Genomic DNA, 13578 nt, shown 5'->3' with positions numbered 1-13578 from the left:
CGCGCGCCGCGGCGGGGGGGGCGGGGGGGGGGGGCGCAGGAGACCGAGCGGTGACCGTGTCCGGCCACCGCTCGTAATCCTAGAATTCGGACCAATCCGCGTCGTCGACGACCTGGGCGACAGCAGTGTTGCCGACCGTCATCGGCGCGCTTGCCCGCCGCTGTGCCGGAGCGGCAGCGCGCGAAGGCGTCGACCGGCTTTCCGAAGCCTTGAACGAAACCACGCTGGCATCGCCGATACGGAACGTGCCGACGAGGTCTGCCAGGTTGTCCGCCTCGGTCGCCAGACTGCGCGCGGCGGCGGTCGATTCCTCGACCATTGCCGCGTTCTGCTGGGTAACGACGTCCATCTGGCCGATGGTGTCATTGGTCTGGCGCAGCTTCTCCGACTGTTCGGAGGAAGCGTTGCTGATCCGGGTGACGACATCGGTGGTGTTGTCGATGCGCGCGATGATCGAGTCGAGAGCCTCGCCGGTACGGCGCACCATGTCGACGCCCACCGCAACCTGTGAGGAGCTGGTCTCGATCAGCGTGCGCACGTCCTTGGCCGCCTCGGCAGAGCGCTGGGCCAGCCCGCGCACCTCGTTGGCGACGACCGCGAAGCCCTTGCCGGCATCGCCTGCGCGCGCAGCCTCGACGCCCGCATTGAGGGCGAGAAGGTTCGTCTGGAAGGCAATCGAGTCGATAACGGCGATGATGTTGCCGATCTCGGCCGTCGACTTCTCGATCTGCTCCATGGCGCCGACCGCCTGACCCACGACTTCGCCGCCGCGACGCGCCTCGTTGACCGCGGCATCGACGCCGCGATGGGCTTCGGCAGCGCTCTGCGCGGTGTCCTGCAGGGCACGGGACAGTTCGCTGACCGCAGCCGCGGCCGAACCGATTTCGCTGGCATGATGCTCGGTGCGCTGGGCCAGGTCATCCGAAGCCTGGCTGATTTCCATCGAGCCGGTGCGGATTGCATGGGTCGAACGCGAGACCGACTGCATCGCCTCGCGCAGGCGTACGACCGTCTTGTTGAAGTCCGCACGCAGCGCGGCATAGGACGCGCCCAGTTCCGGCACTTCGATGGTCAGGTCGCCGCTGGCGAGACGCCCCAGGTTGTCGCCGACATGCTTGATCATGTCACGCGCTTCTGCATCGCTGCGTTCCTTGGCCTTGACCGTATCGCGCAGGCGGGCAGCCGCACGGGCCAGTTCGCCGATTTCGTCCTGACGCTCGAGATGCTCGATGTGACCGTTGAGGCGACCGGCTTCGATCTCGGCGATGGAATCGCGCACTGTGCCGAGTTCCTCACTGATGCTGGTGCGGATCGCACGGGCCAGCAGGTAGGAGATCAGACCGGCACCGAAAGCGATGAGCGAGGAAATGACCAACACCCAGAACGTGACGGCGCGCTGTTCTTCGTTGAGCAATTCGCTACGCACGATGACCGGCTCGCGAATCTGCTCGATCCCGTCGTCCACGCCGTTGCCCAGCGCGCCGATGCGATCGAGGCCCTCAGGGGTCGGCGGGCCCGCTGCAAAAGTCGCAGCAACCGCGTCGATATAGGCTTCGGCCTTTGCGTCAACGTCACCCGCGTGCTTGGCTTCCTCGCCTTCAAGATTTGCCTGAGCGTTCCTGATCGATGTCTTCAGGTCTTCGGCATTGCTTTCCCAATCCTTGCGCGTCTCATCGCTGCCGATCGCAGCATGACGGAACACGTCGCGTTCAAGCGAGGCAAAGTCCTTTTCCAGGAGGGCCGCGGAAAGCGCCTGCTCGGAAGTCTTGTCGTCTTTCTTGCTGGTGGCGAGCGAAAGCCCCGATCCTACCACTATCGTTGCGATGAGGCAGAGCGAGAGAACGCCCGCCGTGATCGATTGAATCGTCAGCCTGCGGTGGATCGATTGCCGGCGCAACCAACTCGTACCCGGCCCGGAACCGAACGCCATTCCTAAATCCCTTTCTGTGGACCCGTGATCTTTGCTGTCTCTTCGAGAGGACAGCTCACGTTCGGCTCTAGTCCGGGGCCCATGAAAATGGGGCTGTCACAAAACTAGGGGTTAGACCGGATCAGGCATTTCAGATTCGTCACGCCGGCAAAGCGAGGTTTTTCAGTGCCGTGCCGGCTACTTACTCACCTGCAAGGCAGAGAATACGAGGATTCCCGAGAGCAGTGACACCATAGAGACGCGCTCCAACAGCTGAACCCCGGATAAACGGAATCCCCGCCCGGATGCCCGCGACTGCCTTGCGAACAGCAATATTTTTTACAGAGTTTGCACAAAGGACATCGTGCAAAGCGGACTTGTGCGAATCGACGCGCACCAGCGACGCGTACCGACAAGGCCCTGCCTCACCGAACTTGTGGCCGCTCAGGCGGTCAGAGCCACTTGTTGTCGCGATACCATTGCGCGGTCGCCTTGAGCCCCTCGCGCGTTTCGATCCGCGGCGACCAGATCGAAGCCGGAACCCGCCCCTTCTTTCCGACCACCCAGTCCGGATGGCTGAAATAGGCAGCACGGTCGGGCGTCATCTTGGCCTTGGTCCCGCGCAGGAAGTGGTCGAACTTCGCCACCCGGTCCAGCGCTGTCCGCGACATGCCCCAGATGCGCGGGCGCTTGCCCATGGCCCAGCCTATGGCGAGCCCCATCTCGTGGTGTTGCCAACCGTCAGGCCTGCCATCGTCTGGTTCGAACAGCTTGCCCGTCACGTGCTCACCACCGGGTACGAGCGCGACGAGCAGGCGGGCAAGATCCTCCACATGGATCATCGAAGCGCGTCCCTCGGACGGCACCGGGATCACGCCCCAGCGCGCTGCCCGGAACAGCTCGAACATTTCCCTGTCGCGCGGCCCGTAAATCGCCGGCGGACGCACGATGGTCCAGTCGAGCGGGCTTGCGCGGACCAGCTTTTCCGCGCGCGCCTTGGAGGCGCCATAAGCGGAAAGTCCGGGCTCGCGCGCACTGAGCGACGAGACATAGACGAAGCGGGGGATGCCCTTGGCAACGACCGTCTCGATCAGGTTCAGCGTACCGGTGACGTTGCCTTCCTCGAAACCGGCGGCATCGGGCGCATTGACGACACCCGCGACATGGATCGTCGCCTCGGCGCCGCGCATCAATTCGGAAAGCGAAGCGGTGTCCGACAGTTCTCCCCTGATCCAGCGGACATGCTGGCGCGGCTCCTGCTCGCGCCGGGTCAGGGCCGCCACTTCATACCCCTCGGCGATCGCGGCATCGAGCACGGCCTGCCCGACGAATCCGGTCGCCCCGGTCAGCGCCACCAGCGGGCGCTGTTCGAATGCGGTAACCGTCATTTCAGCACCAGCTGGTCACGATGAACGACCGAGGACCGGGGCGCATAGCCAAGAATATCGGCCTGCTCGCTGGAATGGTGACCGCGGATCTGCTCACACTCGGCCGCATCGTATTCCGACAGGCCGTGGGCGAGGACACGGCCCTGCCCGTCCTCGATCGCAACCGGATCGCCGCGCAGGAAAGCGCCGCTCACCCCTGTGATGCCCTTGGCAAGCAGGCTCGATCCGCGCAGCAGTGCCGCTGCCGCGCCGTCGTCGACGACGATGCTGCCCTTGAGACGCAGACGACCGCCCAGCCAGGCCTTGCGCGCACCGGTCTTGCGCCGCGGAAGGAACAGCGTGCCGATGCCTTCGTCGACGATCCGGGCCACCGGACGGTCATGCTGGCCATTGCCGATGACGAGCGCGATCCCGGCCAGTTCGGCGATCTCGGCAGCCTGCAACTTCGAGATCATGCCCCCCGAACCCATGCCGGAATTCGATTCCGCGCTGGCCATCGCGTGGACCTCGGCCGTCACGCCTTCGACAACCGGAATCATGCGCGCGCCCGGCTCCTTGGGATGCCGGTCGTACAGGCCATCGATGTCGGACAGCAGCAGAACCGCGCTTGCCTGCGCGGCCTGCGCAACGCGGGCAGCGAGGCGGTCGTTGTCACCGAAGCGGATTTCATTGGTGGCGACCGAATCGTTCTCGTTGATCACCGGCACCGCCCCGGCATCGAGCAGGCGCGTGAGCGTCGCGGTGACATTGAGATAGCGCCGGCGATCCTCAAGGTCCTCCAGCGTCAACAGCATCTGCGCGGCGGTGAGCCCATGGCTACCGAGCAGTTCGGCCCATAGTCCCGAAAGCGCGATCTGCCCGACCGCAGCTGCAGCCTGCGCATCGGCGAGCGAGCCGCGACCGCCCTTGTCCAGACCCAGCGTCGCGGCGCCCAACGCGATTGCGCCGGAAGAAACGACGATCACCTGCTGGCCGCGCGCACGGGCCGCGGCGATCTCGGCAACGAGGCCGGTCAGCCATTCGCGGCGGACGCCTTCCTTCCCGACGAGCAGCGCCGACCCCACCTTGAGAACAAGGCGAGGCGCATGAGACTTGTCGGAAAGATCGAACAGGCGGGAAATGGGCATCGGAGCCGAGCCTCTAGGAGAATTGCGGCGCCCTGAAAAGCGCCCGCTTGCAATCAGGTACGCGGATCGTCCTGTTTGAGCAACGGATGGAAGTAAAGTCCCATCCTCAAACTTCGCGATACATCACAAGGGCATCGACCAGCCCCTGCTCCGGATGGGCGAAAGCGCGCGGCAGCCGGCCAACCGTCTCGAACCCCAGCGAATGCCACAGGCCCACCGCACGGACATTGGTGCTCACCACGAAATTGAACTGCATCGCCCGGAATCCCTGCTCGTGTGCCTGGACCAGCGAGTGTTCGCACATCCGGCGCGCCACGCCCCTGCCGCTTGCCGAGGCCCGCGTCACGTAGCCGCAATTGCAGACGTGGCTGCCGCCGCCGGCCTGGTTGGCGCGCAGGTAATAGGTCCCGAGGATTTCGCCGCCCTGCTCGGCAACGAAAGTCTGCCGATCCGACCCCATCCAGCAGGCAAGGGCAGCCTCGCGCGTCATGTGCCGGTCGAGCGCGTAAGTCTCGCCCGCAGCGATCATCGGCAGGATGATCTGCGCTATCGCATCCGCATCGCCCGGCGTCGCGCGCCTGAGCGTCAGGCGCGCATCTGTCAGATCGGCGACCAGGGTTCGTCCTCGGAGTCTTCCCGTTCGCCTTCAGGGCGTTCGGTGACGGTCGCGGCAGGCAGGTACTCGATCACCGCGTCGAGCAGCTTGGACATGCCCTTGCCGGTCGCGCCGGAAATCGGGAACACCTCGTCGGCACCGCCCTTGAGCAGTTCCTTGGCATATTCCCGCGCCAGCTCGTCATCGACGAGATCGATCTTGTTGAGCGCCACCAGGCGCGGCTTGTCCTCAAGGCCGCCGCCGTAGGCCTCAAGCTCCTCTTCCACGACCTGCATCGCCTCGACCGGGTCGGTGCTGGAAATGTCGATGAGGTGGACGAGCACGCGGCAGCGCTCGATGTGGCCGAGGAAACGGTCGCCGATCCCCGCACCATCGGCAGCGCCCGCGATCAGGCCCGGAATGTCGGCCAGCACGAACTCGCGGTGCTTGTGGGTCACGACGCCCAACTGCGGGCGCAGCGTGGTGAAGGCGTAGTCGCCAACCTTGGCCTTGGTGTTCGACAGCTTGTTGATGAAAGTCGACTTGCCGGCATTGGGCATGCCGACGAGACCAACGTCAGCCAGCAGCTTGAGTCGCAGCCAAACCCACAGCTCCTCGGCCGGAATGCCCGGCTGGTGCTGGCGCGGAGCGCGGTTGGTGCTGGTCTTGTAGCTGGCATTGCCGCGACCGCCCATGCCGCCTTCGAGCAGGGTCACGCGCTGGCCCGCCTCGGTCAGGTCGGCCAGCACCGTTTCGCGGTCCTCGTCGGAAAGGATCTGCGTGCCGACCGGCACCTTGATCACCAGGTCCTTGCCGGCCGCGCCATTGCGGTTCTTGCCCATGCCGTGGCCGCCGCGCGGGGCCTTGAAGTGCTGGGTATAGCGAAAGTCGATCAGTGTGTTGAGGCCGGCAACCGCTTCGAAGATGACGTCGCCGCCCTTGCCGCCGTTTCCGCCGTCGGGTCCGCCGTACTCAACGTACTTCTCGCGACGGAAGCTGACCGCACCCGGGCCGCCTGCGCCCGAACGGATATAGATCTTGGCCTGGTCGAGAAAATGCATCGTGGTTTCCGGCGGTCTCGCTCGTGGGTCCGTTCACGCAAGGACCAGCCCTGCCCGAACAGTGCCGGTGATGGACCAAGCCAATCCGGCACTCAAACAAAAAACCCGGCCGCGCCCGACCGGGTGAGATCCGGAAGCATTCCGGACCAGCGCAAAAACTTCAATTACTGGTGGAGCCGAGGGGGATCGAACCCCTGACCTCGTCATTGCGAACGACGCGCTCTCCCAGCTGAGCTACGGCCCCGTTCCAGCAATCGCACGTAGCGGACTCGCCACCACGCGAGCGGCTCCCTTAGCGAAGAGAGCCCACCCATGAAAGAGCAAAAATGCGCGAAGCGGACTTTCAGCCCACCTCGCGCATTCCTGCAATCAGGTTACTGCTGCAGCACGCCCGAAGCTGCCTGCGCCTGCTGCTCGAAAGTCGGACGCACGGTGATGTTGGCCTTGCCGTAGCGCGCTTCCCATGCCGCAAGGTCTGCCTTGTACTGCTCATAGCTGTCGAAGAACGACTTGAACGGCGCTTCCATCTTGGCAAGACCGGTGAAGGCGAAAGTCTCGAACTGGCCCGCATTGACCGTTTCCAGCTCCGCAGTCAGGTCCATCGCGGCCTGGCAGAAGTTCGCATCGACCGGCGGCAGCGAGAAGAAGTTATAGACCTGCGTCTGGTAGGTCTCGCGTGCCTTGATCGCCTCACGCCCCTTGTGCTGGGTCTGGAAGCTGCGGTCGATCTCGCGGTTCGCGGCATTGAGCGGCTTGGCATAGACCTTCAGGAAGCGCTTGTAGCCGTCGAGGATCGGCTGATACTGCACTTCCACGCAGTTGAGCGCCGCCACGTTGTAGGCCGAACGCAAGTTCCACACCGCCTGCGAGGTGGATATGCCCGAGTTCACCGTCTGGCGCACGCCGTTCACGTCTGCAGCCGGGACCGTCATGTTCTCGGGTGCACCCATCGGCGGCGTCGGCTTGGGCGGGATCACGACAACCGGCGGCGGCGGCGGCGGCGGCGGTGGCGGGGTCGAGCAGCCGGAAAGAACTGCGATCGTTACGGCCAGGACCGAGCCGGCCAGCAACGGCGCGCGGCGAACAAGCCCTTTCATCTTGTGGTTTTCCACCCTGTATCACTCCATCAGAACGGCCGGAATCCTATCTCCGCCTTGCGGCAAAAGAAATGCCCGGTGCGACGAACCGCACCGGGCATAATAGCAATGCCTGCCTGGACTGTGGATTACTCGCCCCGCGAGCGGGACGAGCCGCCATGTCCGCCCCGATCAGTCCCTCTGGCCGAGGAACGAGAGCAGGAACTGGAACATGTTGATGAAGTCCAGGTAAAGGCTCAGCGCGCCAAGGACGACCGCCTTGCCGACGAACTCCGTACCACGCAGTTGGTAGTACTGGTTCTTCAGCATCTGGGTGTCGTAGGCAGTCAGGCCGGCGAAGATCAGCACGCCGAGGATCGAGATCGCAAGCTGCAGCACCGTCGACCCGACGAACAGGTTGATCACCATCGCAACGAGGATGCCAACCACGCCCATGATCAGGAACGTGCCGAAGCCCGAAAGATCCTTCTTCGTGGTATAGCCGAAGAGGCTGAGACCAGCGAAGGCAGCCGCGGTCGCGAAGAACGTCGTCGCGATCGAGCTGGCGGTGAAGACCAGGAAGATCGCCGAGAGCGACAGACCCATGACAACGCAGAAGCCCCAGTAGAGCATCTGCAGCGTCGAGGTTTTCATCCGGTTCACGCCGAAGTTCATGGCCAGGACGAAGCCGAGCGGTGCCAGCATGACTACCCACTTGAGCGGGCTCGACAGCAATTGCACGGCCATGCCGGACGACGCGAAGAGCATCGCCACGATCCCCGACAGCAGAACGCCGGAAGCCATGTAGTTGTAGATCGAAAGCATGTGACGGCGCAGGCCCATGTCAAAGGTGGCCTGGCCAGCCGTGCGTCCGTCAAGGCTCGGAGACGCACCGAAGCCCGAGCGGGGCTGGGGGTCGTTCCAATTCGCCATTTCTAACTCCCTTTCCCGGCGCGCGCACAATGCCGTGGCCGGTTACACAATGAATATCGGCGCGCGCAGCCCAATATTCAAGAAAAACCGGACGTCGCGGATTGTGTCAAAGTGTAACCAACCGGGGCGAACGCCCCGGCGTCACTCAAGCCTTGCGCGCTTCGGCCGCCATTTCGGCATTGCGATCGCGCGATGCTTCCATGGCCGCGGCAATCACCTTGGCCAGCGCGTGGTCCGCATCGAGCACGTTCATGCCGGCACGGGTCGAACCGCCCGGGCTCGCGACCTTGTCGGCCAGTTCGCCCGGCGAGACCGGCGGCTGAGCCGCGGCCTGCCCGGCGGCAAGTTGTGCGGCGCCCTCGACCATGGCGATTGCGAGGCGCTGGGACTGTCCGGCGTCGAGGCCGAGGGCCGTCGCCCCTGCCGCGAGGGAATCGATGAAGCGATAGACAAAGGCGGGACCGCAGCCGGCTAGCGCCGTCACGGCATCGAACAGCTCTTCACCGGCCAGCCATTCCGGTGTGCCGAGCGGCTGCATGAGTGCCGTCACGGCCCCGCGGCCCTGATCGTCGAGTCCGCGGGAATCGAGGGCGATCGGCGACTTGCCGATGGCCGCAGCAAGGTTCGGCATGATCCGCACAACAGCGCCTGCTTCGGGGAAGCGGGCGGCAAGGCTGTCGAACTCGACGCCGGCAAGGATCGAGAAAAGCACCGTTTCAGCGCCAACCAGCGGCGCCAGCGACGGCGCGAGATCGTCAAGGCCCTGCGGCTTCACGCCCAGCATTATGGCATCGAAGCGCTCTTCGGGCAGTTCGCGCAGCAGGGTCACGCCCTCCGGAACGGCCTTGCGATAGGGGTCGACGACCGTGAAACACGAGGCCGGGATACCGCCTGCCAGCCATCCGTCGAGCATGGCACCAGCCATGTTGCCACAGCCTACGAGCAGGATGTTCTGAAAGCGGTCCATGTCTTCTCCTGTTGGGGGAACGGCTTGAATTGCCGCCCCAATTAGGCGCGCCGCCCTCGCCTGCCAAGGCCCAAAGCGCGGTTTTCAGCCGGACCAGCCCGCTCCGCTCTTACAACAGCGTCAGGCTTCTCCGGCCGCATCGACGAGCGCTGCCGAGAGCGCTTCGGAGGGGGTCTTGTCGCCCCACAGGATGAACTGGAAGACCGGGTAGAAGCGATCGCATTCCTCGATCGCCGCCTCGACTACCATCTGCGCCTGACCGGGGCCGAGCAGGCCATCTTCGCCCAGCATCAGACCATGGCGATAGAGAACCACGCTGCCGTTGGACCAGACATCGAAATGGCCGACCCAGAGCTGTTCGTTGATCATCGCCAGCGCTTCGTAAACCGCCGGGCGCTTGGCATCGGTGACGCGGATGTCGGGCAGGCACAGGAGCTGGAGCACCCGGTCCTCGCGCCGCCAGACTGCCTGGATCTGGTAGGTCGCCCAGCTTCCCTTCACTTCCGCCGAGATCTCGTCGTCGGACGTGTGTTCGAATGGCCAGTCGCGGGCTTCGAAAAGGCAGGCGAGCATCTCCACCGGAGCGGCATCGTCCTCGCTGGCCATCTCGTCCTGCACCGTTCTCATAAATCCTGACATTCATCCTCCGAGATATCTGGAGCATGGATGTCTTGCTTGCCCGGGGCAGCACAATGCAGGAGACCGAAACGCCTGCGCAAAACTGCACAAGCCTGTTTACAGGATGTGGATAAGACTAAACCAAAGATTAACCGCAGCCACCAGCCATCAGGAAGTTTACTACGCCTGATCGGTGTTTAGTTTGCGCTGGACACCGTCATTTGGTCGGCAATTCGTCCACGACCTGACCTGCCGGGCTGGTCCAGGGCAAGGCGTTCGCAACATCGGCCTTGCGCACTTCGGCGGCAAACTCGTTCGCCGCCTTGCTCGTCTCGAACGGCCCGACGAGGATGCGATTGGTCCGGCCCATCTCGCTGACATAGGGCTTTCGCCCCTTGAACAGCGCCGGGGTCTCACGCAGGTGCCGACGCCAGTCGAAGGCGATGGCTCCCTTGTCGCGGCCCACGCCGATCTGCACCCAGATCCGGCTCGGATGCGCGGGTGGCGGCGGCGGAGCCGGTTTCTCCGGCTTGGGAGCGGGCTTGGGTTCTTCCTTCGGCTTGGGCTTGGCCGGAACGATCTTGCGGATGTCGACTGCACCGGACGCCGGCATTGCCTGCGTCGTCGGCTTGCCGAGGTCGGCAAAGATGTCGCTGAGCGAAAGCTGGTTCGGCCCGGGCTCGGGTGGCGCCTCCGCAACGGGCGTGGACACCGGGGCCTGAACCGGAGCCGCCGAAACCTGGGCATCGGGAGCCCTGACAGGCGTCATCGCCGATGCCGAACCGCCGATACGCGCCAGATCGAAACCGCCGGAAGCCGGAGCAGACGGCCTTGCGGGCGCCTGGGAAGCAGGCGTAGCGGCCACGGCGACAGAGGTTGGCACCGGACGCGTTGACGGCGTGGGCATGGGCGTGGGCGCCATCGGGCGCGAAGGTGCCGGCGTAGGTGTCGGCGCGGCCTGAGCCATACTTGCGGCAGCAGCCGCCTGTCGCGCAGAGCTGGCGTTCACCGGCGGCAGTTCGCCATTGGCATCGCGCGGAGGCAGCTCTCCTGCATTCCGCTCGATCGCAGGCTTGGGATCGGGCGGCGCAACGCGGTCCGCCGAAGCCGAGGCCAGCGCGGCCTTGCGACGGTTCTCGGTGACTTCTGCCTCACGCCTCGCCTGTTCGGCCTGCGCCTTGACTGCCTTCTGCCGGCTCGCCTTGTCCGAAGGCTTGCCGGATGCCGACGACTGCGTATTGGCAGCGCTGGAGGGCAGCGCGGCCGCCAGTTGCACGGGCTTGTAGGAAGCGATGCGTGGATCGTCGCGGCCGATTTCCGATGCCTTGGGGAACTTGCCGAGGTTGGCCGCAGCAGCCTGCTGCGCCTTGGTCAGGCGCGGCATGTAGCGCAAATAGGGCGCCACGTTCTGGGCCAGCGGGGCAGGCAGGATCCGGTTCGCCAGATCGACCGCTTCCTTGGTGTCACCCACGATGGCCAGCGTGAAAGCGCGCGTTCGCCAGCCCGGCTTGTCCTGCTTGCGCAGCAGGGGCAGCAGAGTCTGTTGCGCCGCCTCGACATCGCCCGCGATGGCCTGACTGACGGCATAGCGCATGCGCGCCTCGTCATCGCCCGAACCGTCGAGCGCACCGATGTAGTAACGCTGGGCGGTTGCATTGTCGCCGACAAGGTCGAAGGCCAGGCCGCGGTCAGAAGCGATCTCACTGGCCCTGGCCCCTGCCCGTTCGGCCTCGGCAAAAACGGGAATCGCCGCAACCGGATCGCCGCTCAGCACCAGCGCTTTGGCCAAGCCCGACTTGATTCGCGCATTGTTGGGAGAAAGGTCTTCGGCGCGGCGATAGAAGCCGATCGAGGCGTCATAGTCGCCAAGGGCACGCGCAGCATCCGCAGCGTCCATCAGCGCATTGACGTCGCGCGGATCACGCCCGAGCCGCGTCAGGGCATCGCTGAGCTTCTGCGGATCGACACTGGGAATCGCCTGCACGATAGGCCGCGAGACGACCGGGGCACTCTGGGCCGATGCGGCGGCAGGGACGAACGAAACGGCAGCGAGGCCTACGCCTGCCAGGAACCGCGAAACCCTCAGCTCAAACCGCAAGATTCAGAAACCTCTATCGCAACGGCGACCATCGCACGCGCACGCCGTCAAATGAATTGCCGGGCTCCCCCATGCCGCCCGGTCGATGAACCTGCAGCGAACGGGCCGCCGACGCAATCATGCAGCGCGGCAGACGGTGCCGGGGATGCCACAAGAAGCAGAGGCGGCAACTGCAGTCACCGCCTCTGGCCTTGTACCGTTACTGGTTGTTCTGGCGCCCAAGGAAGCGCGGGATGCTGATCGAGGCGCTGTCCTCATCCTCATCCGACTGCGCGCTGGCTGCCGGCTTGGGCCGGGACAGGCTGGTCATGCGCTCGAACAGGGTGCTGCCACCGCCGGCAGCCGGCTGCGCCGGTGCGGGGCGACGCGGGATCGGCGTGGGGGAAGGCGCCGGAGCGGCCTGTCCGCCATCGAGCATCAGCTCGTCCTGGTTGCGCGCCGGTTCCGAAGCTTCGGCTTCAGCACCGAGGTCCAGCGGCTCCTTGCGCGGCGTGCGCAGTCCGGAAAGGCTGGCATAGCTGCCCGAAGCGGCTTCCTGCTGCTCGTCAGCGCCCTCGATCTCTTCGCTCGCGCCAAGTTCGAGCTCGTCGAACGACTGCGGCGCGGGAGCGGAGGCGACCGGTTCGACCTGCGGCGCAGGCGCCGGCTCGGGCGCGCTCAATTCAAGCGGCTCCGGCTCGCTGGGCGTTTCGACGGCAACCGGGCGGGCAACGGCCGGACGGACCGGGCCGCGCGAGGCGCCAAGGCTCATCGGGCGAGAAGCCACTTCGGCCTGCTCGGCGGTCTGCTCGATGCCGGTAGCAACGACCGAGACGCGGATCTTGCCCTGCAGGTCCGGGTTGAACGCCGAACCCCAGATGATGTTGGCATCGGGATCGACCAGTTCACGGATGTGGTTGGCCGCTTCGTCGACTTCGAGCAGCTTCATGTCGTCGCCGCCGATGATCGAGATGATGACGCCCTTGGCGCCCTGCATCGACACGCCGTCGAGCAGCGGGTTGGCGATCGCCTGTTCGGCCGCCTCGAGCGCACGGTTCGGGCCTTCGCCCTCGCCCGTGCCCATCATCGCCTTGCCCATCTCGCCCATGACCGAACGCACGTCGGCGAAGTCGAGGTTGATCAGGCCGGGCATGACCATCAGGTCGGTGATCGAACGCACGCCCTGCTGCAGCACTTCGTCGGCAAGCGAGAACGCTTCCTTGAAGGTCGTCTCCGCCTTGGCGACGAGGAACAGGTTCTGGTTCGGGATGACGATCAGCGTATCGACGTGCTTCTGCAGCTCTTCGATGCCCGCTTCGGCCGAACGCATGCGACGCGTGCCTTCGAACATGAAGGGCTTGGTCACGACGCCGACAGTCAGGACGCCCTTTTCACGCGCGGCCTGCGCGATGATCGGAGCGGCACCCGTGCCTGTGCCACCGCCCATGCCCGCCGCGATGAAGACCATGTGGACGCCGTCCAGCAGACGGTCGATTTCCTCGAGCGTCTCCTCGGCAGCGGCACGGCCCACTTCGGGACGCGAACCGGCACCGAGGCCCTGGGTGATGTCCGGCCCCAGCTGCACGCGGGTTTCGGCGATGGAATTGTTGAGGGCCTGCGCGTCGGTATTGGCCACCACGAAGTCGACACCCTCGATCTGGGCCTCGATCATGTTGGCAATAGCGTTACCGCCGGCACCGCCGACGCCGATCACGACAATCCGCGGGCGAAGTTCGTCAATCGCTGGCGGTCCGATGTTAATGCTCATTTAGCTCTCCTGCAGGCACGTGCGCGAAGAAATCACTTTGACTAGCCTGATTGCACGCT

11 protein-coding genes and 1 tRNA gene are annotated in these 13578 nt (G+C 65.1%); all 12 read right to left on the bottom strand.

Annotation, left to right across the window (positions count from 1 at the left end):
* Positions 1-79: 79 nt before the first annotated feature.
* The gene (locus SPHV1_RS00935; protein WP_054944272.1) at positions 80-1930 is read right to left on the bottom strand and encodes a methyl-accepting chemotaxis protein; all 1851 of its coding nucleotides are present in this window, start codon (positions 1928-1930) and stop codon (positions 80-82) included.
* A gap of 431 nt (positions 1931-2361) precedes the next feature.
* Complete coding sequence (locus tag SPHV1_RS00930; RefSeq protein ID WP_054944271.1) at positions 2362-3297, bottom strand: NAD(P)-dependent oxidoreductase; 936 nt, start codon at positions 3295-3297, stop codon at positions 2362-2364.
* Complete coding sequence (gene proB / locus SPHV1_RS00925; RefSeq protein ID WP_054944270.1) at positions 3294-4424, bottom strand: glutamate 5-kinase; 1131 nt, start codon at positions 4422-4424, stop codon at positions 3294-3296. The genes SPHV1_RS00930 and proB overlap by 4 nt, the downstream gene beginning before the upstream one ends.
* A gap of 106 nt (positions 4425-4530) precedes the next feature.
* Positions 4531-5013, bottom strand: a complete 483-nt coding sequence (locus SPHV1_RS00920; RefSeq protein WP_054944269.1) for a GNAT family N-acetyltransferase — start codon at positions 5011-5013, stop codon at positions 4531-4533.
* Positions 5014-5024: 11 nt separating this feature from the next.
* Positions 5025-6080 (bottom strand): GTPase ObgE, encoded by a 1056-nt coding sequence (obgE, locus tag SPHV1_RS00915; RefSeq protein WP_054944268.1) that lies wholly within the window; start codon positions 6078-6080, stop codon positions 5025-5027.
* A gap of 168 nt (positions 6081-6248) precedes the next feature.
* Positions 6249-6324, bottom strand: a tRNA-Ala gene (locus SPHV1_RS00910).
* A gap of 130 nt (positions 6325-6454) precedes the next feature.
* On the bottom strand, positions 6455-7177 hold the full coding sequence (locus SPHV1_RS00905; RefSeq protein ID WP_054944275.1) for a hypothetical protein: 723 nt from the start codon (positions 7175-7177) through the stop codon (positions 6455-6457).
* A gap of 171 nt (positions 7178-7348) precedes the next feature.
* A complete protein-coding gene (locus SPHV1_RS00900) occupies positions 7349-8089 on the bottom strand; it encodes a Bax inhibitor-1/YccA family protein (protein WP_054944267.1) in 741 nt (246 codons plus the stop codon).
* A 145-nt stretch (positions 8090-8234) separates the two neighbouring features.
* Positions 8235-9056: a pyrroline-5-carboxylate reductase gene (locus tag SPHV1_RS00895; RefSeq protein WP_054944266.1), complete on the bottom strand. Its 822-nt coding sequence runs from the start codon at positions 9054-9056 to the stop codon at positions 8235-8237.
* Between the two features lie 120 nt (positions 9057-9176).
* Positions 9177-9695, bottom strand: coding sequence for a YbjN domain-containing protein (locus SPHV1_RS00890; protein WP_079731082.1), 519 nt, complete (start codon positions 9693-9695; stop codon positions 9177-9179).
* Positions 9696-9891: 196 nt separating this feature from the next.
* Positions 9892-11772: a sporulation protein SsgA gene (locus tag SPHV1_RS00885; protein WP_054944264.1), complete on the bottom strand. Its 1881-nt coding sequence runs from the start codon at positions 11770-11772 to the stop codon at positions 9892-9894.
* Between the two features lie 199 nt (positions 11773-11971).
* Positions 11972-13519, bottom strand: a complete 1548-nt coding sequence (ftsZ, locus tag SPHV1_RS00880) for a cell division protein FtsZ (RefSeq protein ID WP_054944263.1) — start codon at positions 13517-13519, stop codon at positions 11972-11974.
* Positions 13520-13578 lie beyond the last annotated feature (59 nt).

Origin of the sequence: Novosphingobium sp. KN65.2, from assembly GCF_001368935.1 — a bacterium.
Taxonomy (GTDB): Bacteria; Pseudomonadota; Alphaproteobacteria; order Sphingomonadales; family Sphingomonadaceae; genus Novosphingobium; species Novosphingobium mathurense.
Note: the sequence above shows the minus strand (reverse complement) of the source record. Positions and strands in the feature narration are given on the sequence as shown.

Coding starts and splice junctions, on each gene's coding strand:
- SPHV1_RS00930 (WP_054944271.1), bottom strand. CDS start 3,297: ATGACGGTTACCGCATTCGAACAGCGCCCGCTGGTGGCGCTGACCGGG.
- SPHV1_RS00900 (WP_054944267.1), bottom strand. CDS start 8,089: ATGGCGAATTGGAACGACCCCCAGCCCCGCTCGGGCTTCGGTGCGTCT.
- obgE (WP_054944268.1), bottom strand. CDS start 6,080: ATGCATTTTCTCGACCAGGCCAAGATCTATATCCGTTCGGGCGCAGGC.
- SPHV1_RS00935 (WP_054944272.1), bottom strand. CDS start 1,930: ATGGCGTTCGGTTCCGGGCCGGGTACGAGTTGGTTGCGCCGGCAATCG.
- SPHV1_RS00890 (WP_079731082.1), bottom strand. CDS start 9,695: ATGTCAGGATTTATGAGAACGGTGCAGGACGAGATGGCCAGCGAGGAC.
- ftsZ (WP_054944263.1), bottom strand. CDS start 13,519: ATGAGCATTAACATCGGACCGCCAGCGATTGACGAACTTCGCCCGCGG.
- SPHV1_RS00895 (WP_054944266.1), bottom strand. CDS start 9,056: ATGGACCGCTTTCAGAACATCCTGCTCGTAGGCTGTGGCAACATGGCT.
- SPHV1_RS00905 (WP_054944275.1), bottom strand. CDS start 7,177: ATGAAAGGGCTTGTTCGCCGCGCGCCGTTGCTGGCCGGCTCGGTCCTG.
- proB (WP_054944270.1), bottom strand. CDS start 4,424: ATGCCCATTTCCCGCCTGTTCGATCTTTCCGACAAGTCTCATGCGCCT.